Origin of the sequence: Flavobacterium caeni (genome assembly GCF_900101895.1) — a bacterium.
Taxonomy (GTDB): domain Bacteria; phylum Bacteroidota; class Bacteroidia; order Flavobacteriales; family Flavobacteriaceae; genus Flavobacterium; species Flavobacterium caeni.
Genome location: NZ_FMVF01000013.1, coordinates 79700 through 104900 on the forward strand (window position 1 = coordinate 79700; position 25201 = coordinate 104900).

General features: G+C 51.0%; 20 protein-coding genes. 15 read left to right on the top strand and 5 right to left on the bottom strand.

The genetic code is table 11. The features are described 5' to 3' along the window. Positions 1 to 2: 2 nt before the first annotated feature. The 3 genes from BLP55_RS12810 to BLP55_RS12820 all read right to left on the bottom strand — a co-directional run bounded on the left by BLP55_RS12810 (position 3) and on the right by BLP55_RS12820 (position 3895). A complete protein-coding gene (locus BLP55_RS12810) occupies positions 3 to 2429 on the bottom strand; it encodes a TonB-dependent receptor domain-containing protein (protein WP_091144923.1) in 2427 nt (808 codons plus the stop codon). 68 nt (positions 2430 to 2497) lie between these two features. Beyond that, positions 2498 to 2926 (bottom strand): MarR family winged helix-turn-helix transcriptional regulator, encoded by a 429-nt coding sequence (locus BLP55_RS12815; protein WP_091144927.1) that lies wholly within the window; start codon positions 2924 to 2926, stop codon positions 2498 to 2500. A 111-nt stretch (positions 2927 to 3037) separates the two neighbouring features. Then, positions 3038 to 3895: an MBL fold metallo-hydrolase gene (locus BLP55_RS12820; protein ID WP_091144931.1), complete on the bottom strand. Its 858-nt coding sequence runs from the start codon at positions 3893 to 3895 to the stop codon at positions 3038 to 3040. 293 nt (positions 3896 to 4188) lie between these two features. On the opposite strand from BLP55_RS12820, the gene BLP55_RS12825 reads away from it, so the two are divergent. From BLP55_RS12825 to sufD, 6 genes are all read left to right on the top strand, one after another. After that, the gene (locus BLP55_RS12825; RefSeq protein WP_091144934.1) at positions 4189 to 4518 is read left to right on the top strand and encodes a HesB/IscA family protein; all 330 of its coding nucleotides are present in this window, start codon (positions 4189 to 4191) and stop codon (positions 4516 to 4518) included. Positions 4519 to 4625: 107 nt separating this feature from the next. Continuing rightward, a complete protein-coding gene (gene sufB / locus BLP55_RS12830) occupies positions 4626 to 6086 on the top strand; it encodes a Fe-S cluster assembly protein SufB (protein WP_091144938.1) in 1461 nt (486 codons plus the stop codon). Positions 6087 to 6117: 31 nt separating this feature from the next. Further along, positions 6118 to 6462 carry a four helix bundle protein gene (locus tag BLP55_RS12835; RefSeq protein WP_091144941.1) on the top strand — a complete coding sequence of 115 codons (345 nt, stop codon included), beginning with the start codon at positions 6118 to 6120 and terminating at the stop codon, positions 6460 to 6462. A 64-nt stretch (positions 6463 to 6526) separates the two neighbouring features. Further along, on the top strand, positions 6527 to 7273 hold the full coding sequence (gene sufC / locus BLP55_RS12840) for a Fe-S cluster assembly ATPase SufC (protein ID WP_091144945.1): 747 nt from the start codon (positions 6527 to 6529) through the stop codon (positions 7271 to 7273). An 84-nt stretch (positions 7274 to 7357) separates the two neighbouring features. Next, complete coding sequence (locus BLP55_RS12845) at positions 7358 to 7756, top strand: four helix bundle protein (RefSeq protein ID WP_091144949.1); 399 nt, start codon at positions 7358 to 7360, stop codon at positions 7754 to 7756. 18 nt (positions 7757 to 7774) lie between these two features. Then, on the top strand, positions 7775 to 9091 hold the full coding sequence (sufD, locus tag BLP55_RS12850) for a Fe-S cluster assembly protein SufD (protein WP_091144952.1): 1317 nt from the start codon (positions 7775 to 7777) through the stop codon (positions 9089 to 9091). A gap of 173 nt (positions 9092 to 9264) precedes the next feature. Here the strand turns inward: sufD and BLP55_RS12855 are convergent, their stop codons facing one another. Then, complete coding sequence (locus BLP55_RS12855) at positions 9265 to 10614, bottom strand: serine hydrolase domain-containing protein (RefSeq protein ID WP_091144956.1); 1350 nt, start codon at positions 10612 to 10614, stop codon at positions 9265 to 9267. A gap of 104 nt (positions 10615 to 10718) precedes the next feature. Between BLP55_RS12855 and BLP55_RS12860 the strand changes: the two genes are divergently transcribed. The 8 genes from BLP55_RS12860 to BLP55_RS12895 all read left to right on the top strand — a co-directional run bounded on the left by BLP55_RS12860 (position 10719) and on the right by BLP55_RS12895 (position 16859). Beyond that, entirely contained in the window at positions 10719 to 11714 is a 996-nt protein-coding gene (locus BLP55_RS12860; protein ID WP_091144959.1) for a DUF2157 domain-containing protein, read from the top strand. Further along, on the top strand, positions 11698 to 12858 hold the full coding sequence (locus BLP55_RS12865) for a hypothetical protein (protein WP_091144963.1): 1161 nt from the start codon (positions 11698 to 11700) through the stop codon (positions 12856 to 12858). Before BLP55_RS12860 ends, BLP55_RS12865 begins: the two co-directional genes overlap by 17 nt. Before the next feature lie 79 nt (positions 12859 to 12937). Continuing rightward, positions 12938 to 14152 (top strand): aminotransferase class V-fold PLP-dependent enzyme, encoded by a 1215-nt coding sequence (locus BLP55_RS12870; RefSeq protein WP_091144966.1) that lies wholly within the window; start codon positions 12938 to 12940, stop codon positions 14150 to 14152. Positions 14153 to 14164: 12 nt separating this feature from the next. Then, positions 14165 to 14590: a hypothetical protein gene (locus tag BLP55_RS12875; protein ID WP_091144969.1), complete on the top strand. Its 426-nt coding sequence runs from the start codon at positions 14165 to 14167 to the stop codon at positions 14588 to 14590. Continuing rightward, a complete protein-coding gene (locus BLP55_RS12880; RefSeq protein ID WP_091144972.1) occupies positions 14587 to 15015 on the top strand; it encodes a SufE family protein in 429 nt (142 codons plus the stop codon). Before BLP55_RS12875 ends, BLP55_RS12880 begins: the two co-directional genes overlap by 4 nt. Positions 15016 to 15017: 2 nt before the next feature. Then, complete coding sequence (locus tag BLP55_RS12885; protein WP_091144977.1) at positions 15018 to 15341, top strand: SUF system Fe-S cluster assembly protein; 324 nt, start codon at positions 15018 to 15020, stop codon at positions 15339 to 15341. After that, a complete protein-coding gene (locus BLP55_RS12890; RefSeq protein ID WP_091144981.1) occupies positions 15341 to 15859 on the top strand; it encodes a DUF2480 family protein in 519 nt (172 codons plus the stop codon). Before BLP55_RS12885 ends, BLP55_RS12890 begins: the two co-directional genes overlap by 1 nt. 67 nt (positions 15860 to 15926) lie before the next feature. Next, positions 15927 to 16859, top strand: a complete 933-nt coding sequence (locus tag BLP55_RS12895) for a DUF3078 domain-containing protein (RefSeq protein ID WP_091144984.1) — start codon at positions 15927 to 15929, stop codon at positions 16857 to 16859. A gap of 40 nt (positions 16860 to 16899) precedes the next feature. Here BLP55_RS12895 and hflX read toward each other — a convergent pair whose 3' ends face one another. Then, positions 16900 to 18132 (bottom strand): GTPase HflX, encoded by a 1233-nt coding sequence (gene hflX, locus BLP55_RS12900; protein WP_091144987.1) that lies wholly within the window; start codon positions 18130 to 18132, stop codon positions 16900 to 16902. 173 nt (positions 18133 to 18305) lie between these two features. Between hflX and BLP55_RS12905 the strand changes: the two genes are divergently transcribed. Continuing rightward, positions 18306 to 25201: choice-of-anchor L domain-containing protein (locus BLP55_RS12905; protein WP_139149670.1), on the top strand; the 6896-nt coding region annotated here is incomplete at its 3' end.

Here is a 25201-nt window from a genome sequence, read left to right on the forward strand (position 1 = left end):
AATTATCCGTTAGATCCGCCGGCGCGTTGCTTGATGTCGTCGGCACCGCCCGAACGCCTGCGCTGCTGGCCGTTGCCCTTCCCAAAATGGTAGGTGTACGACAGCGTGATGACCTGTGTGTCGCGCCGAACGTCAAAATGTTCCTCATATCCGGTATAATTTAAGTGCGCGCGGATCGCATTGGTCCCAAAAATATCGGTCATGGCCAGCTTGAGCGTGCTTTTGTTCTCGATTTTTTTTTGCAGTCCGGCGTTCATGAACCAGATCGGTTCGATGTGGTCGAACGCATAACGTTCGCGCGCGCGGTATTCGCCGCCGAGTTCGGCAAAAAAGCCATGGCCCAGTTTGAAATTGTTGGTCGTCGATACGTTCCACGTAAAATTTCCCGCATTGGTCAGCTGCGTATTCGACACGTTGCCGTTGTATTTGGCCGTGTACAGGTTGACGTTGTTGGTCGTGTCCCACCACTTGGTCACGTTGACGGGCACTATAAAATACAACCCAAAAACATCCACCGAATCGAGGTTGTTCACGCTTTGCACGGTCACTTGCGGCTCGGTCATCGATGGCGAAACGGTATCGGTGATGTTGTCGGAAGTACGCGTAAAACTCAACGTTGTAAAGATCTTTTGGTTAAAGGCGTGCGTGAGTTCGAAAGAATGTGTCGTTTGCGCAATCAAATACGGATTGCCCTCTTTGTACGTCGTATGGTCGATGTAAAAGCGAAACGGGTTGAGCTGGTCGTACCCCGGCCGTTGGATGCGTCGGCTGTAATTCAAGTCGAGGCTGTGTTTCGGATGCAACGCGTACGAAATGAGCGCACTCGGAAAAAGTTGCGTATAGGAATCGTCAAACGATCGACCGTCGGCCAGTTGATCGCCCGAGATGTTGGTGTTTTCCAAACGCAACCCGAGCTGCACACTCCATTTCCCAAATTCGCGCGCCGCGTTGACATAGGCCGCATTGATGTTTTCCTTGTAGATGAAATGGTTGCTCTTGGTTGGGTCGTACGTGTCTAAGCCCGACGAACGGTCAAAGTACCGCAAATCGTTGTCGGCCTTGACATAGCTCGACTTGATGCCCGTCTCGAATTTGGTTTTGCCCAGGTGTTTCACGAAATCGCTTTTTACCGCATAAATGTCGAGCCCGCCGTGCAAATCGCCGTGCAAGCGATACGGAAGCGGCGCCGCCGACCCGTCGTAATTGCCGTAGTGGATGTCGAAATTCTGGTCAGATCGGTTCCTGTAGCTCGCATAGTCCAAATCGGTCGTGAATTCGGTGCCCGTGGTGTCGATGGTCCATTTGTAGTTGAGGTTGGCAGAATAGTTGCGCCAACGGTCGCGGTTATGGCTTTGCGTGCGAAAGTAGGACACGCGCTCGGCGGCATCGTCGTATACATCCGAAAAATTGTTGCCCGTCGGGTTGAATTTGTTGCTTACGCCGCTTACCAAAACGCCCACCGTGTGTTGCTCGTTGATGCGATAGTCGGCACCGGCGCGCGCAATGTGGTTGCGGAACGTCATCTTGAGGTAGTTGTCCTGGTCGAATGCACCCGTAAATACCGGGCCGTCATAGAATTTTCGGTTGAGCTGCAAATCGTTGAATCCTTCGCGGTACGCAAAACTGTAGTTGCCAAAAACGTTGACATCTTTGTTGCGGTGGTTCAGGCTCAGGTTGTTGTTGTTTTTGATGTAGCGGCCGTGCCCGAGCGAGCTGGTGAGCGTGCCGTTGGTGCCGCGCCGCTTGTCCTTTTTCATCTTGATGTTGATGATGGACGTGCCCGCCGCATCGTACTTGCTCGAAGGATTGGTGATGAACTCGATTTTCTCTACCGATCCCGATGGAATCCCGCGCAAGTAATTCGCCAGATTCGATCCGGTCATGGGCGTGAGCTTGCCGTCGATTTGCACCAGGATGCCGCCGCGTCCGCGCAACGAGATGTTGTCGTTGGCATCGACGTTCACACCCGGCGCCCGTTCGAGCACCTCGAAAGCCGACGAGCCCGCCGCGGCGATGCTGTTCTCGACATTGAGAATCGTCTTGCCGTCTTTGCGTTCGATGTATTGCTGCGGCTTGGTGACGGTTACCTCGTTGAGCTGTTGCGCGGCCGATACGATGAGCATGCCCAGGTTGAGGTCGGCAGTTGCCTCGAAAGGTTCGCCCGAAAAACGCGTGTTGCCGTTTTGCGTCATTAATACGGCGTAGCGTCCGGGGTTGACATTCGTGAATGCAAACCGGCCGTCGGGCTCGAGGATTTCGGTTTTGGCCAAAGATTGGTCGGCCGCATTTTTCAGATAGACAATGGCGTCTTTCAGGTTGTCGCCAGACTGAAACTGTCCGGAAATGGTGATTTTGTCGGCCTGGGCCGAGGCCAGTGTGGCAAATGCCAACAACAACCAGGTCGTTAAGTGATTGATGATGCGTAACATGATTCGTTTTTTGATTGGTCCGTTTCGCGTTGTCGCGGGTTGATTTGTCCCGCCGCGTCCCGGATGATTTATCTGGAATTTTTGATGATTTTTAGAAGTACGTTGTTGGCCGTTTCGATATCGGATGCGACGATGCCAGTAAGCGCGACCTGCCTGTTTTCGAGCACCAGGTTTTGTACTTTTTCGATGATCGAAAGCCCTTCATCGGTGACCGATAAAATGGTTTTGCGCCTATCGGCCGGGTTGACTTCGCGGTGCAAATAGCCCGATTGCACAAGGATTTCGATGATGCGCGTGACCGAGGCGTTGTCTTTAAAGATCTTCTCGGCCAGGTCTTGTTGCGTGATGCCGGGGTTCTCGAGTATCGCCTTAATCGTCAGCCATTGGTCGATGGTAATCTTGTAACCGTGTTCGCGCAGTCGTTTTTGCGCGTAATTGCGGTACGTGCGGATGGCTTTGTCGATGTTGTAAAATAGAATGTCATTTAATTTTTCCATGGGTGTGTTTTTGGCAAAGATAACACTTGGATTAAAATATTGATATATCAATAAAGTTTAATCCATAGGTAGCACAACCAAATCTTTAGTTACACCAAGCCGGTAAAATTTTTAGAGGATGTCGCTACACTTCAGGATTTCCTTGACGCGAACGCCTTTTTCAGTGTGTTCGACGGTGATGATTTGGTTGTGCGCATCGTGTTCGAGCCACAGGTAGTAATTCTTATCGGCGGCCTCGGTCAGGAACTTGGCTTTTTCGGGCAAAGTCAACAACGGACGCGTATCGTAACCCATCACATACGGTAGTGGTAAATGCCCGGCCGTGGGCAGCAAATCGGCCATGAAACAAATGGTTTTGCCGTGGTATTCGATTTGCGGGATCATCATTTTTTCGGTATGTCCGTCGGCGAAAAAAATCGAAAAACCGAGTTCCGAATTTTTCAAAAAATCGCCCTGCGGACGGGCTATAAACTCCAACTGGCCGGATTCCTGCATCGGCAAAATATTCTCGGCCAGGAACGACGCCTTTTCGCGCGCATTGGGTTTTGTCGCCCAATCCCAGTGGTTGTCGTTGCTCCAGAATTTCGCATTTTTAAAAGCGGGTTCATAGCCTGTTCTGTCCTTGTTCCATTGCACCGATCCGCCACAGTGGTCAAAATGCAGGTGCGTCATGAACACATCGGTTACGTCGTCGCGGTGAAAGCCGTGTGCGGCCAGCGATTTGTCGATCGAATCGTCGCCCCAAAGCGAATAGTACCCGAAAAATTTCTCCGATTGTTTGTTGCCCATTCCGGTATCGATCAAAATCAAACGCTTGCCGTCTTCGATGAGCATGCAACGCGCCGCGATGTCGATGAGGTTGTTTTCGTCGGCAGGATTGGTTTTGTTCCAAAGTGTCTTGGGCACCACGCCAAACATCGCGCCGCCGTCGAGCTTGAAGTTGCCGGCCATGATCGGGTAGATTTTCATGGGATTTTAAATTTTGAATTTTAAATTTTGAATGTGGGCGTTCCCCTGCGGGTCGGGCTTTTCGCTGCAATCTTTTTTTGGCTCGTAAACTTCGCCACAAAAAGGATTTTCGCTGCAATCCCTAACGCAACTGTCAACACCGGAAATCTGTCGGCAATTTACAAAATCCCGATTGTAAAATCCGCAAATAGCCAACGCCTATGTCACCATCCGTTATAAAAATGTTAGTTGATGCGGCAAAAAACCTTATTTGTCATATCTTTGCGGTTCATTTAGACAAAATAAAAATAACGATGATCAAGGTATCAGATTCGGCCAGCAAAAAAATCGTCGACATGATGAAGGAAGACGGCTTTGATGCGACCCAGGATTATGTGCGCGTGGGGGTAAAAAGCGGCGGCTGCAGCGGACTTTCGTACGAACTCAAATTCGACAAACAGATAGGCGAAAACGACAAGATTTTCGAAGACAACGACGTAAAAATCGCGGTCGAGAAAAAATCATTTTTGTACCTCGCGGGAACCATCCTCGAATATTCGGGTGGTCTCAACGGCAAGGGCTTTGTGTTCAACAATCCGAACGCGAGCAGGACTTGCGGTTGCGGGGAATCATTTTCTTTATAGTCGTAAAAAAGCCAGAGTCTTAAAGTCGTAAAGGCGCGAAATCGTCAAAAAAACGACACATTACTTTAAGATACCAAGCCTTTATGACTTTATGACTTTATGACCTTATGACTAAAGTAGTAAACAAATATACCGAGGACGACCTCAAAATCGAACTCGAAAACAAAGAATACGAGTACGGATTCTACACCGACATCGAGTCGGATACGTTTCCTGTAGGACTTTCCGAAGACATCGTCCGCGCGATTTCGCAAAAAAAGGAAGAACCGCAGTGGATGACCGATTGGCGTATCGAAGCGTTCCGCGCGTGGCAGGAAATGACCGAGCCGACGTGGGCCAACGTACACTACGACAAGCCCGACTTTCAGGCCATTTCGTACTATTCGGCACCCAAGAAAAAAGCCAAATACAACAGCCTCGACGAGGTAGATCCCGAGCTTTTGGAAACGTTCAAAAAACTCGGCATCTCGCTCGACGAGCAAAAGGTTTTGGCCGGCGTGGCCGTAGACATCGTAATGGATTCGGTTTCGGTGGCCACCACGTTCAAGAAAACGCTGAGTGAAAAAGGCATCATTTTTTGCTCGATTTCAGAGGCGATCAAAGAACATCCCGAGCTCGTCCAGAAGTACATAGGATCGGTCGTGCCGCAAAAAGACAATTTTTATGCGGCTTTGAATTCTGCCGTATTTTCGGACGGTTCATTCTGCTACATCCCGAAAGGCGTACGTTGCCCGATGGAACTCTCGACGTATTTCCGCATCAACCAAGCCGGTACGGGCCAATTCGAAAGGACTTTGGTCATCGCCGACGAAGGCAGTTATGTGTCGTACCTCGAAGGCTGTACGGCACCGAGCCGCGACGAAAACCAATTGCACGCGGCCGTTGTCGAACTTATCGCGCTCGACGATGCCGAAATCAAGTATTCGACCGTACAAAACTGGTATCCGGGTAATAAGGAAGGCAAGGGCGGCGTATTCAACTTCGTGACCAAGCGCGGCTTGTGCGAGAAAAACGCAAAAATTTCGTGGACGCAGGTCGAAACGGGTTCAGCCGTGACGTGGAAGTATCCGTCTTGCGTGTTGAAAGGCGACAATTCGGTGGGCGAATTCTACTCGATTGCCGTCACCAACAATTTCCAGCAAGCCGATACCGGAACCAAGATGGTCCACCTGGGCAAAAACACCAAATCAACAATCATCTCGAAAGGGATTTCTGCCGGAAAATCGCAAAACAGCTACCGCGGATTGGTTCAAATTTCAGCAAGAGCCGAAAACGCAAGGAATTTTTCGCAATGCGATTCGCTCTTGATGGGCAACAATTGCGGCGCGCACACATTCCCGTACATCGAATCGAAAAACCCGTCGGCAAAAATCGAACACGAAGCGACGACGTCAAAAATCGGCGAAGACCAGGTTTTTTATTGCAACCAGCGCGGCATCCCGACCGAAAAAGCGATTGCGCTCATCGTCAACGGATTCAGCAAGGATGTACTCAACAAACTGCCGATGGAATTTGCGGTGGAAGCGCAAAAGTTGCTTGAGATTTCACTTGAAGGCTCGGTAGGTTAATTTGAAAATGAGGTAATTTGAAAATTTGAAAATGGAGCGCAAAGACAACATTATTGTCAAATTAACATTGGCGTTTGCGCTGGAAATCATCAAATATTCAGAAGAACTTCAAGAAGGTAAAAAATTTGTCATCGCCAATCAATTGCTAAAGTCGGGAACATCAATCGGAGCGAATATCAGAGAGGCGCAAAACACAGAGAGCAAACAAGATTTTGTCCATAAGTTTAAAATCGCTGCCAAGGAAATAGAAGAAACATTTTATTGGCTGGAATTGTGCGAGTTATCGGAAAATTATCCGTCAACGCAAGAACTGAAGGAACAATTAGAAAACATTTCAAGAATAGTCAACAAAATAATAATCACATCAAAAACATAACGAATTTGAATTTTTAACGGGACACATTTCCAAATTTTCAAATTTTCAAATTTCCAAATTCAAAATGTTACAAATCAAGAATTTACACGCTAAAGTAGAAGACAAAGATATCCTCAAAGGCATCAACCTCACAGTAAATGCCGGAGAAGTCCACGCCATCATGGGCCCGAACGGCTCCGGAAAATCAACGCTTTCGGCCGTCATCGCCGGAAACGAAAACTATGAAGTCACCGAAGGCGAAGTCATCCTCGACGGCGAAGATTTATCCGAATTGGCGCCCGAAGAACGCGCACACAAAGGCGTGTTTTTGTCGTTCCAATACCCGGTCGAAATCCCGGGCGTATCGGTGACGAACTTCATGAAAACGGCCATCAACGAATCGCGCAAAGCCAAAGGTTTAGAGGAAATGCCGGCGAATGAAATGCTCAAATTGATCCGTGAAAAGTCGGAGCTTCTGGAAATCGACCGCAAATTCATGTCCAGATCGCTCAACGAAGGATTTTCGGGTGGTGAGAAAAAACGCAACGAAATCTTCCAGATGGCGATGCTCGACCCGAAACTCGCCATCCTCGATGAAACCGATTCAGGTCTCGATATCGATGCATTGAGAATCGTGGCCAACGGCGTCAACAAACTCAAAAGCGACAAAAACGCGGTAATCGTCATCACGCACTACCAAAGGCTTTTGGATTACATCGTGCCGGATTTCGTACACGTTTTGTACAACGGAAAAATCGTCAAATCGGGCGGGAAAGAACTCGCGTATGAATTAGAGGAAAAAGGCTACGATTGGATTAAGAACGAAAATTAGACGAAAGTCTGAAAGACAAATGACGAAGGACTGCGTTCAAAAGTAGTTTTTCAATATACACGCCAACATTATTATTTATACGCCATGAAAAAATTCAATTCATTTGAAGAAATTGTTGCTTGGCAGAAGGCCAGGGAACTCAACAAACAAATTTATTTGCTGACGGATCAAAATAACGGATTCAACAAAGATTTCGATTTGAAACGACAGATTCGGAGGGCAGTAGTTTCTGTGTCTTCGAACATAGCTGAAGGCTTCGAAAGAAATACAGATAATGAGTTCTGCTATTTTCTTTTCGTTGCCAAAGCATCATCAGGGGAAGTACGCTCGCAATTGTATTTGGCTTACGACCTCGGCTACATTTCGGACGATGATTTTCGCATTCACATCAAAAATGTAACAGATGTATCACGTTTGATAGCTGGATTAATTAAATTTTTATCAAAGGCACAGGCCAAAAGTCCTTCCGACTTTTGTCATTAGTCTTTCGTCAATAAAAAAATGGAACTAAAAGAAAAACTCATCTCCTCCTTCATGGCCTTCGAAGAAAGCGTCGACGTGCATTCCGACCTGCACGACGTTCGAACGTCTGCGCTCAAAAATTTCGAGACCAAAGGCTTCCCGACCAAAAAGGAAGAAGCCTGGAAATACACGTCGCTGGGTGCAATTTTGAAAAACGATTTCAGCGTGTTCCCCAAGACCGATGGCGCGGTCGATTTCGCCGATGTCAAGAAGTATTTCCTGCACGAAATCGACACGTATAAAGTCATTTTCATCGACGGCAAATTCAGTTCGTTTTTGTCTTCGACGACACACGACGGACTCGATGTTTGCCTGATGTCATCGGCGCTCACCAAGCCCAAATACAAAATGGTCATCGACGAGTATTTCAACAAAGTCGCGAGCAAGGACGAAAGCCTGACCACGCTCAACACCGCGTTTGCACTCGAAGGCGCCTACATCAACATCCCCAAAAGCAAAGTCGTCGAAAAACCGATCGAAATCATCAACTTTTCGACCGGGAATGAGGCCGCATTGCTCGTACAGCCGCGCAATTTGATCATCGTCGGCGAAAACGCGCACGTGCAAATCATCGAGCGGCACCAATCGCTCAACGACAATCCAGTGCTCACCAATTCGGTGACCGAGATTTTTGCAAGAAAACGCGCTATCGTCGATTATTACAAGATCCAAAACGACAACCTCGAAGCGTCGCTCGTAGACAATACCTACATTTCGCAAAAGGAACAAACGCACGTTTCGGTACACACGTTCTCGTTTGGCGGGAATTTGACGCGCAACAACCTCAATTTCTACCACGAAGGCGAAGGCATCGATTCGACGCTCAAGGGCATTACAATCATCGAGGGCAAGCAGCACGTAGACCACTACACGCTCGTCCATCACGCGACGCCGAATTGCGAATCGCACCAGAATTACAAAGGGATTTTCGGCGACCGTTCGACCGGCGTGTTCAACGGCAAGATTTTCGTCGAAAAAGAAGCCCAAAAAACCGACGCGTTCCAGCAAAACAACAACATTTTGCTCAGCGACAAAGCCACGATCAACGCCAAGCCGCAGCTCGAAATCTTTGCCGACGACGTCAAATGTTCGCACGGCTGCACGATCGGCCAACTCGACGACAAGGCGATGTTTTACATGCAATCGCGCGGGATTCCGCAAAAAGAGGCGAAGGCATTGCTCATGTACGCGTTCTCGAACGAAGTCATCGAAAGCATTAAAATCCCGGAATTGAAACAGCGCATCACCAAGATCATTGCGATGAAATTGGGCGTGAACATGGGGTTTGATTTGTAAGTCGAAAGACGAAAGACGAAAGACAAACGAGTTTTTCATTAACGATTTTTAGGAGCTTTTTCCCGCTGTCCGCTTTTATCTTTTACGGCCTCCGCTGCGCTGCGGCCGCAAAAGGATAACCGCTTCCATCGGGGCTAGGGCATCCCACAAATAAAAAAGCCTGGTCGGTGTGATCAGGCTTTTACTTTTTTGATACTTCCGGTGATTTCCTTCAAAAAGTGGTTGAAATCGAACCCAGGGTTTTCCTTTAATCCCATCCGCACGATCACCAAATCCTTAGACGGAACAATGAACACGTGCTGCCCCTGAAACCCATTGGCCGAATACAGGTCGCGCGGCGCATCGGGATAATAACCACCCTTGTTGATCCAGAAATGGCCGCCGTAATGGTCGTTTGAACCCTTGGCCGGCGTGGTCACATAGTCGATCCATTTTTCGTCGAACAGGCGTTCGTTTTTCCACTGGCCTTTGTGCAGGTACAACAGTCCGAATTTAGCCCAATCGCGCGTCGTGGCCCAACCATAGGACGATCCCACGAAATTGCCCGACATGTCGGTCTCGACAAACATCGAGTGCATCCCGATCTTGTCGATCAGCGACGCATACCAAAAATCGAGGTATTGCTGGTGCGTCTTGAATTGTTTGCGCAAAATGCCCGAGAGCAGATTGGTTGTCCCCGACGAATAATTCCAGTGCTCGTTGGGCGCAAAAGCACGGCATTTGTCGCGTTGTACGGCCGTCATGTCTTTGGCCAGGAACAACATTTGGGTCGCGTCCGAGATGGTTTCGTAGTTTTCGTCCCACTCGAGCCCGCTGTTCATGCGCAGCAAATTACTCGTGGTGATGTTGCGGCGTTGGTCCTTGCGCCATTCCGATATGGGCGCGGGTTTGAAAATGTCGAACTTTTTTTGGTGTTGCAGGATGCCAAAGTAGGTGGCCGTTAAACTCTTGGTCATCGACCAGCCCAGGATACGCGATTTTTTACTGAAACCGGCATCGTATTTTTCGGCAATGATTTTGTCTTTGTACACCACCAGTACCGAGCGCGTCCTTTTGGTTTTGTTGCCGTTGTGGTCAAAAGCGTCGTCTACCGCTTTTTGCAAACGGCCGTAATTGACCTCGTCAAAAAAAGTATCGCGCGGCTCGGCGTCGCCGTAGGGAAACGCGGCCACAGGCCCTTTGGTTCGTTTGGGGATGGCGTATGGCTTGGTGGTATCGAAATCGTCGTCTACCAACACCGAGCCCAAACCTTCGCGGTAGATGGCCTTACGCGTGTTCAACCCAAAAACCGATGCGGTCGCCCATTTGTTTTTTTCGTCGATGTTGTTCAGCGCAAGATCCACGAGCGGGATGTCGTTGTCGCCTTCTTCGATCATCTGCAACGTACGGCCATCGGCAAAATGCCCGGTCGCGACGCTCTTGGCTGCAAACCCCGAAATCAGGTCGAGCTTCGGATAATTGACCCCGACGACCACACCCAAGGCGGCCACCACGATCAAACCAAACCAATGGCGTTTTTTCATAGGTGTGAATACGTTAGCGGTAGTAAAATTAAAAAAACATCCCTACGTTTTACAGCCCCAATGCAAAAACAATTATATTTGATTGCACATCATCAAAAAAACCAATGAACGCAGAACAGGAATCGGTTGCGCAGCGGCTGCTGGATGAATCGGTCATTTCCCGCCAACAATTGGCCGAGGTCAAGGCCTATCGGTCGCTCGGCATTTTTTCGCTGCACCATGAATTGCAGATGTTGCTTTATGCTTCAGTCTTGCTGTTCACGGCCGGGGCGGGCATTCTAATCTATGAAAACATCGATACCATCGGGCACACGGCAATCTTGGTTTTACTGCTGTTGTTGTGCGCGGGGAGCTATTACTTTTGCTTCAAGAAATCAACAGGATTCCATCGGGAGGAAGTAGATTTTGACCATCCGGCGTACCAATACCTGGTGTTGCTGGCGACCATTTTGGGCACTACGTTTATCGGCTACTGGCAGTACCAGTACGCTTCGTTCGGGTCCTATCACGAAGTACCCACATTGCTTTCGGCCGCGCTGGCGTTTGCATCGGCGTATTATTTCGACAACCGCAGCGCGTTGACCATCGGCACCACGGCCCTCGCCGCGGCCGTGGGCATTACCGCCACGCCACAGACGGTTTTAGATAATGATTTCCTGGGCCATCCGGCGTTGCTTTTTTCGGGGATTATACTCGGCATTTTGCTTGTGGGTTGGACCGAGTACAGCCAGCGCACCGCGCTGAAAAAGCACTTTGCCCTGGTGTTTCTCACCTTTGCGCAGCACCTGCTGGGGATTTGTTGCGTGGCCGGGCTTATCGAAGGTTTTTGGCCGGTATATGCCATCGTCCTGGCCGCAGCAACGTTTTATTTTTACAAAAAAAGCCATGCGATCGACGCGTTGTCGCTGTTTGTTTTTGCGCTCGTCTATGCCTACATCGGATGGAATATTTTGATGTTCAAAGCCATCGATTTTATCGGCTTGAATTTTTTTAGCGAATTGCTGATCTTGGCTGCGCCGTTGTATTTTATTGGCTCGATCACGTTGTTCGTTTTTGCCATCAAACGCTTTAACAAAAAGAACGATGATCGCCTACGATAAAACACTGCTCGCCAATACCTTCTTCCTCGAAGGCGCCCAAACACTTTGCGACGGCGGGTTCATCACCAGTGAACAACTGGCCGCGGCGCACAGCAAAACACCGACGCTAAAAACCCACAACAACCTACTGGTACGTATCGGATTTTTTGTGTTGGGTACACTGTTGTATTCGTCGGTGGTGGGCGCGGCATCGTTGTTTGTATTCGCGATTCTTTCGGAGCGCTATGAATGGGCGCTTTGGCTCTATGCAGTCGTGGGCTTGGCAGGCAGCGAATTTTTCGCCAGGCAAAACTTCTTCGCACATGGGCTCGACGACGCGTTCATCCTCGGATTTGTCACGTTGGTCGCCACCGCCGTGGGCATGAATACCGAAAGCGCGACGGCTGCTTTTGTGGCCTTGGCCATAACGGGCGTTTTTGCGTCCATCCGTTACGTCCACACGCTGTCGACGGTGTTGGGCATGGTAGGCGTCGCTGGGTTTTTCGCGTGTTTGGCGTTCGATCTGGAATTGTTTTCGAAGTTGTATGTGCCCTTTGTCGGACTCTTATTGGGTATAGCGTTGTATGCGTCTTACTACGTTGTTCGCGCCAAAGACGGCATGCTTTTCTATAAAAATGTATTGTGCAGCGTACAGGTTTTTGCGTTGGTTTTGGCCTATGTCTCGGTCAACTATTTCGTGGTGCGCGAACTCTCGGTCGATTTGCTTGGGCTTGCCGTCTTGCCCGGTCAGGACATCCCGTTTGCTTGGGTTTTTTATGTGTTGACTTTTGGCTTGCCCATCGGGTATTTGTGGTACGGCGTCAAGACCAAAAACAAGCCGCTTTTGTGGCTCGGATGCCTGGCACTCGTGGCTTCGGTACTCACGATACGCCACTACTATGGCATGCTACGGCCCGATGCGGCGCTGATACTGGCCGGCGTATTGTTGTTTGCCCTGGCCTATGGTTTGATCCGAAAATTACGTCACAAGGAATCGGGCATAACGTATGAACCCGACCGACATTCCAACAAGAACACGATGCTGTATGCGCAGGCCGTCATCGTCAATGCGCAAATCAACGTGCAGCCCGTGGCGAACGATACCGGCGGGATGCCTTTTGGCGGCGGCGGTTTTAGCGGCGGCGGGTCGAGCGAAACCTACTGACCGCGCCCAAACAAATAACATATTATTAAGCGTTTAACGATGCGGTTTTCGTACTTTTGTGGTGCATTTTAGAATACCCATGTCAGACTTTTCAAAGATCCGCGAAGATTTCCCGATATTGAACCAAACGGTAAACGGCAAACCGCTCGTGTATTTCGACAACGGCGCGACGGCACAAAAACCGCAAGTCGTGATCGACGCGATCGCTAAATACTACCAGGAAATCAATGCCAACATCCACCGCGGCGTACACACGCTGAGCCAGTTGGCCACCGATGCCTACGAAGCCTCGCGGCAAAAAATCCAGCACCACCTCAATGCCGAATTCGCGCACGAGATACTGTTCACCTCGGGCACCACGCAAAGCGTCAATCTGGTCGCGCACGGATTTACATCGTTGGTAAAGCCGGGCGACGAAATCCTGGTGTCGGCCATGGAACACCACAGCAACATCGTGCCTTGGCAAATGCTTTGCGAGAAAACGGGTGCTGCGTTAAAGGTCATCCCGATGGATGAAAATGGCGCGCTGATCCAATCCGAATACGAAAAGTTACTTTCGGAAAAAACCAAACTCGTCACCGTCAACCACATCTCGAATGCGCTGGGCACGATCAATCCCATCGCCGAGATGATCGCAAAAGCCCACCAGTTTGGTGCGGCGGTATTTATCGACGGCGCGCAGGCGGCCCCGCACCTCAAACCCGATGTGCAAGCGCTCGACTGCGACTTCTATGCTTTTTCAGGTCACAAGGTTTGCGGGCCTACCGGAACCGGTATTTTGTATGGCAAGGAACAATGGCTCAACCGGTTGCCACCGTACATGGGCGGCGGCGAAATGATCAAGGAGGTGACGTTCGAAAAAACCACCTACGCCGATTTGCCGCACAAATTCGAGGCAGGCACGCCCAACATCGCGGGCGGCATCGTACTGGGGACGGCCATCGATTATTTGAACGGCATCGGTTTTGAAAATATCCAAAAGCAAGAAAAAATGTTGCTCGAATACGGCACCCAAAAGTTGCTCGGGATCGAAGGATTGAAGATTTACGGCACCTCGGCGCAAAAAACGTCGGTGATTTCGTTTAACATAGCGGGGATCCATCCGTACGACATCGGCGCCATCCTCGACAAAATGGGCATCGCCGTTAGAACGGGTCACCATTGCGCGCAACCGGTGATGCAGTTTTTTGACATTCCCGGCACGGTGCGCGCCTCGTTTTCGTTTTACAATACCACCGAAGAAATCGACCGACTCGTCGAAGGCGTCAAAAAAGCCAAGACGATGTTGTCTTAAAAAATAGAAACGATGAAAATACTATCGATGCTGCTGTTGACCATTTTCCTTGGGAAAGGTTGCGCAGACGAACAACAGATCAAAACCGCCGAGGTCGAATACACGGCCAACACGCGCGGGTTTTACCAACACATTACCATCAAAAACCAATCGATGGCCGTGTCGCGCGACCGCAACGACAAACAAGGTAAGACCACAAAGATTGCCGATGCCGATTGGAAGGTTTTGGTAGCGGAGTTCGGCAAGCTCAAACTGGACGATTTCCCGAACCTCAAAGCACCCACCGAGAAACGGTTTTACGACGGCGCCGCCATGGCCGACCTCAAAGTGACGTACGAGGGCGAAACCTACCAATCCACGGTGTTCGATCACGGTACGCCACCGGCAGAAATTGCCGCGTTTGTGAACCATTTAGTAGCCATAGCCGAAAAAAAATGACCATCAAAGAAATACAGGACGAGATTGTCGACGAGTTTGCGATGTTCGACCCGCAGGACTGGGACGAACGCTACCAGTATGTGATTGATTTGGGCAAAACCCTGCCCGTGATCCAAGAGCAATACAAAACCGAATCCAACCTGATCAAGGGCTGCCAGTCGAAGGTGTGGCTGCACGGCGAACAACAGGACGGCAAGGTGGTTTTTTCGGCCGATTCCGACGCCATCCTCACCAAAGGCATCATCGCGATCTTGATCCGCGTGTTCTCGCACCAAAAGGCCGCCGATATTTTGGCCGCCGACACCCAATTCATCGACCAAATCGGACTCCGGGAACATTTGTCGCCCACACGCGCCAACGGACTCGTATCGATGGTCAAACAAATCAAGATGTACGCACTTGCGTTCGACTCACAAAACAACTGATTATGGAACAAGAAATAGACACCAATGCGCTCGGAGAGGCCATCGTCAAGAAACTCAAGACAATTTACGACCCCGAGATTCCCGTCGATATTTATGAACTCGGGCTCATTTACGACGTCATGGTCAATACCGATTACGAGGTCAAGATCCTGATGACGCTTACCTCGCCAAACTGCCCCGTGGCCGAGAGTTTGCCGCGCGAAGTCGAAGAAAAAGTCAAGGGCATCGACAACGTCAAGGATGTCGAGGTAGAGATCACGTTCGATCCGCCGTGGAGCAAGGATTTGATGAGCGAAGAGGCCAAACTTGAACTTGGGATGCTGTGATGGAAGGGGAAATCGTCAACCGCGTCGCGAATTCGGCGCTCGAAGTGTTCGATCTCGAGGATTATTATCCGGTCGGGCGTCGCATCCAGGTCGACATCGCGCAATGGCTTTTCGAAGGCTTGTTGTTGCGCGAGAAGGATTTTCGCGAGCAGCTCAAAAACCACGATTGGACGCAGTACCAGGATGCCTATGTTGCCGTGCATTGCTCGACCGATGCCATCGTGCCGGCGTGGGCATCGATTTTGGTGACGGTACATTTGACGCCATTTGCCAAGAGAATCGTCAACGGCACACCCGAGGACATCGATACGGCGTTGTACCAGGAAATCCTTCCTACCATCGACTACACACCTTTTGCAGACAAGCCTGTCATCATCAAGGGTTGTTCGCGCAAACCGGTGCCCACGAGCGCGTATTTGCTTGCCGCGCAATACCTGCAACCGCTGGCCAAGAGCATCATGTATGGCGAGGCCTGTTCTGCGGTTCCGTTGTACAAGAAAACCAAAGCGTCAAATTAACGCGAAAAACAGCGACAGATTAGCGTGTAAATCCCTATATTTACGATACAATCCTAACTTTCGACCTATGAAGAAAATTGTACTACTCTCGTTATTTTTTGTCGGAACGATGTCGATTTGGGCGCAAGAACCCGCCGCACCGACACCGGCAGACACGGTAAAAATCTGGAAATCAAAGGGTAACTTTTCGCTGTTGCTCAACCAATCGAGCTTTAGCAACTGGCAGGCGGGTGGCGAGAACAACATCTCGGGAACCGTCGGGATCAACTACGACCTCAATTACAAAAAAGACGATTGGTCATGGGACAACAAAGTGATCGCGTCGTACGGCTTGGTCAAAACCGAGAATTCGTCGTTCGAAAAGAAAACCGACGACCGCTTTGAGTTCAACTCGTTGCTCGGCAAAAAGGCCAAAGGCGATTGGTCGTACTCGTTCTTCCTGAATTTCAAGACGCAATTGACCAAGGGTTACATTTACGGACGCGATTCGCTCGACCGCGAGATCCGTACGCCCAACACCAGTTTCCTGTCGCCGGGCTACCTGACTTTTGGTCCGGGTATGCTGTATCAAAAAGGCGAGAACCTGAAGATCAATATTGCGCCGGCCACGTCAAAAATTACGTTTGTAGACAGCCAGTATACGTCGGATCGTATCGTGTATGATGCCGGCGGAATCCCAACCTTGGAACCGTATGTAGACGGAACGTATTTTGGCGTAGACCGTGGCAAAAGCATGCGTTACGAGCTTGGTTTCCACGCTTCGGGTTACTACAAGTTTGCGGTGATGACCAATGTCACGTTCGAGAATATCCTGACGCTGTATTCGAATTACCTCGAGGATCCGCAAAACGTCGACCTCGATTACCAGCTCAACGTGGTGATGAAAATCAACCGTTATTTGACCACGGTGCTGTCGTTCCAGACCATCTACGACGACAATGCCTTCAAGGGATTCCAGGTGCGCGAGGTGTTTGGTTTGTCGGTGAACATCGGATTCTAAAATACCTCCTAAAAATAAAAGCCCTCAACAGAGGGCTTTTTTATGCTTTGTCTTCTTTTTCTACCGCGTCGTCGTAATCGGGATACAGGAAGTTGTTGTACGGGAACCGCGTGATGTGTATTTGCCGCACGGCCTCGTACACCCTTTTGCGGAACTCCTCGAAATTCGCCTTCTCGGTAGCCGAAATGAACAGCGCATTCTTTTCGCCAACGCGTGACATCCAGGTTTGCTTCCATTCGTCGAGCGTGTAGTGGCGCTCGGTTTTCTCGGTGATGAGGTCGTCTTCGTCTATCGTCAAATGCCTGTAGGCGTCGATTTTGTTGAACACCATGATCGTGGGTTTGTCGTGGCTTTTGATGTCCTGTAAAATCTGGTTGACCGATGCGATGTGGTCCTCAAAATCGGGATGCGAAATGTCGACCACGTGCAGCAGCAAATCGGCTTCGCGCACTTCATCGAGCGTACTCTTGAACGATTCGACGAGTTGCGTCGGCAATTTTCGGATGAATCCCACGGTGTCCGAGAGCAAAAACGGCAAGTTCTTGATGACCACTTTGCGTACCGTGGTGTCGAGTGTCGCAAACAGTTTATTTTCTACAAAAACGTCGCTTTTGCCGATCGCATTCATGAGCGTCGATTTGCCCACATTGGTGTAACCCACCAAAGCCACACGCACCATCGCGCCACGGTTGCCACGTTGCACCGACATTTGTTTGTCGATCGTTTTGATTTTGTCTTTCAACAAGGCGATGCGGTCGCGTACGATACGGCGGTCGGTCTCGATTTCGGTCTCGCCCGGTCCGCGCATCCCGATACCGCCGCGTTGGCGTTCCAAGTGCGTCCACATGCCCGAAAGACGTGGCAGCAAATATTGGTACTGCGCGAGTTCGACCTGCGTGCGCGCATATGAGGTCTCGGCGCGTTGCGCAAAAATATCGAGGATGAGGTTGGTGCGGTCCAACACCTTGCAGCCCAGTATGCGCTGGATGTTTTTTTGCTGAGAAGGCGATAGCTCGTCGTCGAAAATGACGGTCGAGATGCCGTTGTCTTTTACATAATAGTTGATTTCGTCCATTTTTCCCGTGCCGAGAAAGGTTTTCGGGTTCGGACGATCCATTTTTTGCGAAAAGCGTTTTACGGCTTCGCCACCTGCGGTAAAGGTCAGGAATTCAAGCTCGTCGAGGTATTCCGCGAGCTTTTCCTCGTTTTGGTTTTGGGTGACAATCCCAACCAGAACGGTCTTTTCAAATTTGATGTTTTCTTTCTCGAGCATGATCAGCGAATGTATGCAAAACTAGTGAAAGTCGGCTATAATTGGGGAAAACGCAACAAATTTTATATTTAACACCAAACCATTAAAAAATTCATAAAAGTTTGATAAAATTAGTTAAATTTGGGAAGCAAAAATTGCAAAAACCTATAACAACCAACTAAATTTTTCGTTTTATGAAAAAACATTTCCTATTGTTTTTAATGGGCTTTGTTACTTTTTCGGGCTTTGCACAGCTCGATGAGGATTTCGAAGCCGCTCCCGACGAACCGGATGCCTCGGGCGTCTGGACCATGGCGTCGGGAAACTGGCTGGTCAAGGACAACCGGCTTAACGAGCCGTTCAATTGGCAAGTCAACCCCGGGGTTTATCCGGCCAATGGCGGCGCAAAAGCGGCGTTTGTCAACCGTGAAAATACAGGCGATGGCGTACTGGCCGAAGAATGGCTGATTACCCCGCAAGTGCTCAACATCCAGGCCAACCGCCAATTGCGTTTTTTTACGCGGCAAACCCTGAACGGCGACACGGGTACGTTGTATCAAATACGTGTTTCTTCCGATCCCGATCCGCTCAATTTTGCGGCCTATGTGGTCTTGCAGCAGTACACCGAAACGACGCTCAGCACCGTTACGGCCAACCAGCTCGACTACGAAGAAAAAGTCATCAACTTCTCTTTTACCGGGACGCGGTATTTTGCGTTCGTCAAGGTGTTTACCCAAGAAGGCGACCAAACCAGCGGCGACCGTTGGCTTGTCGACGACGTGCACATTGTCGAGCGTTGCCCCGAGCCGACACAATTCGGGGTCGAGAACGTATCGGCCTACAACGCTACACTCACCTGGCAAGGATCGGCCGTTTCGTACAACATCGAATATGGCCCGTCGGGATTTGTTCCCGGAACCGGCACCGTTATCTCCGGCATCGCCGATGGCGGCGCTACCGACAGCTATACCATTCCACTCGAAGATCCGCCAGGGCCTTTGACACCAGACACCGCCTATCAATTTTACGTGACCGCGGTTTGTTCCGAATCGGTGAGCCAACAAACGGGACCGTTCAACTTTACGACTTCGCCACTTGGCTCTACGTGCGACGGCCCGATTGTGGTGACGCCGCTTCCGTATTTCGATACGGGGAACACGATCCAACAGGGCAATAACATCAATTTTCCGTCTCCGGGCGGAACGGGTTGCGGTACCACCGGCGACTTTTTGGCGGGCAACGATGTGGTGTATTCGTACACCGTGCCGGCCACCACTACGGGACTGATCAGCATCGAAATGAACCCGCTGGGCAATACCGGAACGGGTGTTTTTGTTTACGATGAATGTTCCGATATCGGTTCGAACTGTTTGGCCGGCGTGGGCAACAACAACGGCTCGATCAGAAGCATCCCTGCGTTGGAAGTCACGGCGGGCAATACGATTTACATCGTCATTTCGTCTACCAACGATAGCTTCGAATACAACCTTACGATACAGGACGTCACCTGTGCGCCGCCTACGGGGCTTTCGGCCACGGGAACAGGCCCGAACAGCGCCAACCTTTCTTGGCAGAACCCGGGCGGGGCTACCGCATGGGAAGTGTTCGTACAAACCGCAGGAACACCGGTGCCGAGCGCCGCAGGTATCCCGGCGGGCACCAACACGAACTTTGGCGTGACGCAACTCACGCAGGAGGGCACGACGCTTCAACTCGGTACGCCATACCAGTATTGGGTCAGGGCGCTTTGCCCAGATGGGGTGTCGTTCAGCCAATGGGCAGGACCTTACTTGTTCAACACCACATCGTGTACCAGTGGCTGTAACTATATTTTTGAATTGACCGATACGTTCGGCGACGGCTGGAACGGCAACACCATGAGCATCATCCAGGACGGATTGCCCGTGGGCGAGATAGGACCGACATTCGAAGACGGCGAAGGCCCGATCCAGGTTTCAATCCCTATGTGCGACGGTCCGTTCGAGATTTTCTGGAATACCGGTGGCGATTTCCCTGGCGAAGTCGGATTTACCGTGATCAACTCCTTTGGCCAGTCGATTTTCTCGTTCGGCCCATTTGCAGGCGACCAACAAGGTTCGACCATTTATAACGGTGAAGTAGATTGCGCCAATCCGCTGTGTTTGCCGCCAACCCAGGTCACCTGGTCGAGCCCGACACCGAATGGCGTGACCATCGCCTGGACCCCGAACGGCTTGCCGCCGGCATCGTGGGATATTGTCGTGCTTCCGATAGGATCGCCGGCACCCGATGAAAACACCACGCCAACGGCCAACACCACCGAGAATCCATTCGAACTGACGTCTGGCTTGTTGCCCGACACAGAATATGTGATTTATGTAAGGGCCGTATGTACGACGCCGGGCGACAATCCATGGTCGAACCCTTCGGAGCCGTTCTTTACGTTGCCAACCTGTCCTAAACCGACAGCCTTGTACACCCAGAACCCCGATTTGACCTCGATCCAGTTTGGCTGGACACCGGGCTTGAACGAAACCGCGTGGCAGTACATCTTTGTTGCTGCGGGCAGCCCTGCGCCGGCGGTCGATGATCCGAACTGGGTAGACACCACCGAAACGTTGGTGACGATCACTACCGGATTGGTATCGGGAACGGCCTATGATTTCTACGTTCGTGCGATTTGCGCGGCAGACGACATCAGTACGCTTGCCGGTCCGTACACAGCGAACACAACCATTTGTGCCGCATCGGAACAATGCGTCTATACCTTTACGATGATCGATACGTTCGGCGACGGCTGGAACGGCAACACGATGAACATTTTGCAGAATGGCGTTGTGGTGGCCACCATCGGTGCCAATTTCGAAACCGGCGAAGGACCTATTGATGTACAGATCCCACTTTGTCACGGTGTTTCATTTGAAATTTTCTGGAACGAAGGTGGCGCTTTTGCGGGCGAGGTCGGGCTTACCGTTACGAGCTTCCTCGGACAGAATATTTTTACCCACAACCCAGGCGGTAACCAGCAAGGCGAGACTTTGTTTGCAGGAACCGCCGAGTGCGTGCCGCCAACCTGTTTGGCACCAACCGGTGTGACCGTGACCAGCACTTCGCTCACTTCTGCCACCATTACTTGGGACGAAAACAATACGCCAGCGGCTACCTCTTGGAATGTATTGGTGTTGCCTTCTACGGCACCGCCTCCTGCACAAGATGCCACGGGCTGGGTGCTTGCAACGGCTCCTCCTTTTGTGTACGACGTCGATTTGACGGCGGCTACGAGCTATACGGTTTATGTGCGTTCGGTGTGTTCGGAAACCGACAACAGTTTCTGGAGCGCAGGATTCGATTTCTCGACACAGATTTGCGCCCCTGCCGATGTTTGCGACTATACCTTTACGATGACCGACAGTTTTGGCGACGGTTGGAACGGCAACACGATGACGATTTTCCAAAACGGTATTCCGGTGGCTACGATTGGCGCCGACTTTACCGATGGCGAGGGCCCTATCCAACAAGTAATCACTTTGTGTAACAACATCGGATTCGAGTTGTTCTGGAACAACGGCGGCGCTTTTGCCGGAGAGGTGGGCATCCAAATCCATAACCAATCGGGCGAACAGGTATTTACCTACGGCCCTAATGGATTCGATCAGGGAACGACTTTGTTCTCGGGTACGGTACAATGCGTCCCGGCAACCTGTCCGAAACCAACCCAATTGTATGTAGACGATGTGACGACCACATCGGCGCTTTTGGGCTGGACCGAATCAGGAACGGCAACGCAATGGGAAGTTATTCTTCTACCGGCGGGCTCACCGATTCCTGCACCCGACGCTGAGGGAATCGAAACTTCAGATAATCCTTATTTGGCCGCATTGACTTCAGGTACCGCCTATGTTTTCTACGTTCGCGCGATTTGTGCGCCCGGCGATTTGAGCAACTGGGCCGGTCCGCTTTCTTTCGCTTCATTGATCACCAACGACGAGTGCGACACGGCCATCGTGGTGCCGGTAAACGGCGACCAATCTTGTGCGCAAATTGCATCGGGTACCATCATCGGTGCGACGCCATCGACCTTGCCGCAAGATTGCGGTGGCTCGGCAGACGACGACGTTTGGTTCCAATTTACGGCATCGACCACGGCACACAACATCGACTTGTTCAACATCCAAGGTTCGACCGAAGACCTGTTCCACATACTTTATGTAGGCGACAACTGCGGCAACCTGACCCAGGTGTATTGTAGCGACGCCAACCAAAGTATCGCCACAGGGCTTACCGTGGGACAAACCTATTTTATCCGTGTCTATTCTTGGACAGAGACACAGGGGCAAACCTCGACTTTCGACATCTGTATCGGAACGATCCCGCCGCCGATCTCGTCGACTACCACCAGCCATACCAACCTTCAATTGATCGAAGACGTATTGCTCAACACCACTTGCGCGAGCGTTTCGAATGTGACCTCGTCTACAGGCACCGACTTCGGATTGGACACCAACGGCATCGGTTATTTTGAACGTAACGGATCGAGCTTCCCGTTTGAATACGGCGTGGTGCTGAGTTCGGGCGATGCCAATATGGCGCCGGGCCCGAACACCAATATTCAAAGTGAAGGCGATTTCACTTGGCCGGGCGATGCCGACCTCGATCAGATTTTGATCGATCAAGGCATTGTGGGCACCTTGGGGAATGCGACTTCTTTGGAATTCGATTTCGTACCGCTCACCAACAACATCAGCTTTAATTTCATCTTTGCGTCGGAGGAGTATGGTACTTTCCAATGTAACTATTCGGATGTATTCGGATTTATCCTGACGAACTTGACGACAAACGAAACCACGAACCTGGCCGTGTTGCCAAACACCGACATCCCAATTTCGGTGACCACCATCCGCAACAATTTGTACAACGACGCGTGTGAGTCGGCCAACGAAGAGTATTTTGCGGCCTATTATGACGCGCCGGAAGGCAATCCGCTCGAAGCGCCGATCAACTTTAATGGGGTGACCGTTCCGTTGACGGCATCGGCTCCTGTAATTCCGGGACAACCCTACCACATCAAGTTGGCCATTTCTGACTTTGGACCATTCGGCCAAGACAACGCGCTCGATTCGGCGGTATTCATCGAAGGGGGCAGTTTTGGATTGGGCAACCTCGAACTCGGCGACAACCTGCTCGAAGAGAACGGAAGCGCTTTGTGCGAAGGCGGAAGCATCGAACTCAACTCTTCTTTGAACCCCGATGAATATACCTTTACGTGGTTCTTGGGCGACCAACAAATTCCCGATGCTACGGGCGCGACGCTGACCGTGACCCAAGAGGGCGAGTATTCAGTTACCGCGGTCTTGAACAACTCTACATGTTCTGGTACCGATTCGATTGTGGTCGAATACTACCCGCCGGTCGTTCCTGGCCAAGCCAACGCGTTGACCATTTGCGACGCGGCGACTACCGGGGTGTTCGATTTGACCACCAATGCTTCGTCGATCATCGCACCAATCGGCAGCGGCTTTACCTTGACGTACTACACCACCCTGGCCGAAGCGCAAGCCGGTGTAGACGGTACCGAGATCAGTACCCCGACGGCGTACACCAACACCTCGAATCCGCAAACCATTTATGTCAGGGCAGAGAACGCCTCGGGCTGTTTTGGGGTGACGACTTTCGAGCTCATCATCAACGATTTGACACCGCAGTTTACCTTGCCGGCCGACTTCTCGATTTGCGCAGGATCGTCTGGAACGATTGCCGTGACGCCAATCAATTTTGATTTGGGCGAAGTCACCTTTAGCTGGACCTTCGACACCAATCCGTTGCCTGATACCACGAGTAGCATCACCGTAACCCAAGCAGGTTACTATGAAGTAACCGTGAACCGTTCGGGTTGTGTGAACACGGCGGGTGTCAACGTATCGGTCGATGCACAAGTGACGCCTACGTTTACGTTACCAACCAACGTTTGTCAAAATGCGACGGCCATTGCCTTGCCGACCACTTCGGTCAACGGCGTGACGGGAACCTGGAGTCCGGCATCTGTCGATACATCGCTGGCCGGAACGCTCAATTATTGCTTTACGCCAGACGCGAGCCAGACTTGCGCCTTGCCGGTTTGTTTAGATATTACGGTCAACCCAGAGGTGACGCCGCAATTCGCTCCGATTCCGGTGTTGTGCGTGGGTACCGTAGCGCCGGGCTTGCCAACGACTTCGCTCAACGGCGTGGTTGGCGTTTGGTCGCCAGCGGTGATTTCTACTGCGGTTCCGGGTACCTTCAATTTCGATTTTACCCCTGCGGCCGGACAAGATTGTACGCTCCCGACGAGTCTAACCGTCACAGTGTTGCCGGCCAACCAACTGCCAGATTTTGTACCGTTGGCACCAATTTGTTCGGGTGCGAGTTTTACGCTCCCGACGACTTCGACCAACGGCATCACTGGCGTCTGGTCGCCACTGCCGAACAACCAGACCACCACCACTTATACGTTTGATCCAGACCCAGGCCAGTGCGCGATACAGGCGACGATGACCGTTGTGGTCAACTTCGTATTGGAGCCGGGCTTCGAGCCGATCGGTTCGCTGTGTATGGATACGCTGGCGCCAACCCTAGAGAACATTTCGCCTATGGGCATCTCCGGTACATGGAACCCGGCTGTGATCAACACCCAAACACCGGGTTCAACCGATTACGTATTTACCCCGGACGCAGGTCAATGCGCCACAGGACAAACCCTGACCGTGACGATCATTTCGTTGCCTGAGTTTGCGTTGGTGGGCGATTGCGTCGGACCACAATTTGTCTTGTCGATCGCACCGGGCACGAGCTTCGGATCATCGGCGACTTATGCATGGGCAGACAGTGAAAACGTTCCAATTCCTGGGGCCGACGAAGCTACTTTAGTGGCGACGGCAACAGGAACCTACTACTTGACGGTTTCGCAGGAAGGATGTAGTTATACGGCGAGTATTCCGGTCGATTCTGTTTCTTGCACGATCCAGAAGGGTATTTCCCCCGGCGACGGCAGCGACAACGACTTCTTCGATTTGGCGGGCCTGAACGTTCGTCGCTTGGAGATCTTCAACCGCTACGGCACGAAGGTCTACAGCCA

Excerpts from the sequence above, each read along its gene's own strand:
- BLP55_RS12865 (WP_091144963.1), top strand. The coding sequence starts at position 11,698 with ATGATCGCCTACGATAAAACACTGCTCGCCAATACCTTCTTCCTCGAA.
- BLP55_RS12890 (WP_091144981.1), top strand. The coding sequence starts at position 15,341 with ATGGAAGGGGAAATCGTCAACCGCGTCGCGAATTCGGCGCTCGAAGTG.
- BLP55_RS12820 (WP_091144931.1), bottom strand. The coding sequence starts at position 3,895 with ATGAAAATCTACCCGATCATGGCCGGCAACTTCAAGCTCGACGGCGGC.
- BLP55_RS12845 (WP_091144949.1), top strand. The coding sequence starts at position 7,358 with ATGAAAAAATTCAATTCATTTGAAGAAATTGTTGCTTGGCAGAAGGCC.
- BLP55_RS12875 (WP_091144969.1), top strand. The coding sequence starts at position 14,165 with ATGAAAATACTATCGATGCTGCTGTTGACCATTTTCCTTGGGAAAGGT.
- sufB (WP_091144938.1), top strand. The coding sequence starts at position 4,626 with ATGACTAAAGTAGTAAACAAATATACCGAGGACGACCTCAAAATCGAA.
- BLP55_RS12855 (WP_091144956.1), bottom strand. The coding sequence starts at position 10,614 with ATGAAAAAACGCCATTGGTTTGGTTTGATCGTGGTGGCCGCCTTGGGT.
- BLP55_RS12860 (WP_091144959.1), top strand. The coding sequence starts at position 10,719 with ATGAACGCAGAACAGGAATCGGTTGCGCAGCGGCTGCTGGATGAATCG.
- sufD (WP_091144952.1), top strand. The coding sequence starts at position 7,775 with ATGGAACTAAAAGAAAAACTCATCTCCTCCTTCATGGCCTTCGAAGAA.
- BLP55_RS12885 (WP_091144977.1), top strand. The coding sequence starts at position 15,018 with ATGGAACAAGAAATAGACACCAATGCGCTCGGAGAGGCCATCGTCAAG.
- BLP55_RS12810 (WP_091144923.1), bottom strand. The coding sequence starts at position 2,429 with ATGTTACGCATCATCAATCACTTAACGACCTGGTTGTTGTTGGCATTT.
- BLP55_RS12835 (WP_091144941.1), top strand. The coding sequence starts at position 6,118 with ATGGAGCGCAAAGACAACATTATTGTCAAATTAACATTGGCGTTTGCG.
- BLP55_RS12895 (WP_091144984.1), top strand. The coding sequence starts at position 15,927 with ATGAAGAAAATTGTACTACTCTCGTTATTTTTTGTCGGAACGATGTCG.
- BLP55_RS12870 (WP_091144966.1), top strand. The coding sequence starts at position 12,938 with ATGTCAGACTTTTCAAAGATCCGCGAAGATTTCCCGATATTGAACCAA.
- BLP55_RS12880 (WP_091144972.1), top strand. The coding sequence starts at position 14,587 with ATGACCATCAAAGAAATACAGGACGAGATTGTCGACGAGTTTGCGATG.
- BLP55_RS12825 (WP_091144934.1), top strand. The coding sequence starts at position 4,189 with ATGATCAAGGTATCAGATTCGGCCAGCAAAAAAATCGTCGACATGATG.
- sufC (WP_091144945.1), top strand. The coding sequence starts at position 6,527 with ATGTTACAAATCAAGAATTTACACGCTAAAGTAGAAGACAAAGATATC.
- hflX (WP_091144987.1), bottom strand. The coding sequence starts at position 18,132 with ATGCTCGAGAAAGAAAACATCAAATTTGAAAAGACCGTTCTGGTTGGG.
- BLP55_RS12815 (WP_091144927.1), bottom strand. The coding sequence starts at position 2,926 with ATGGAAAAATTAAATGACATTCTATTTTACAACATCGACAAAGCCATC.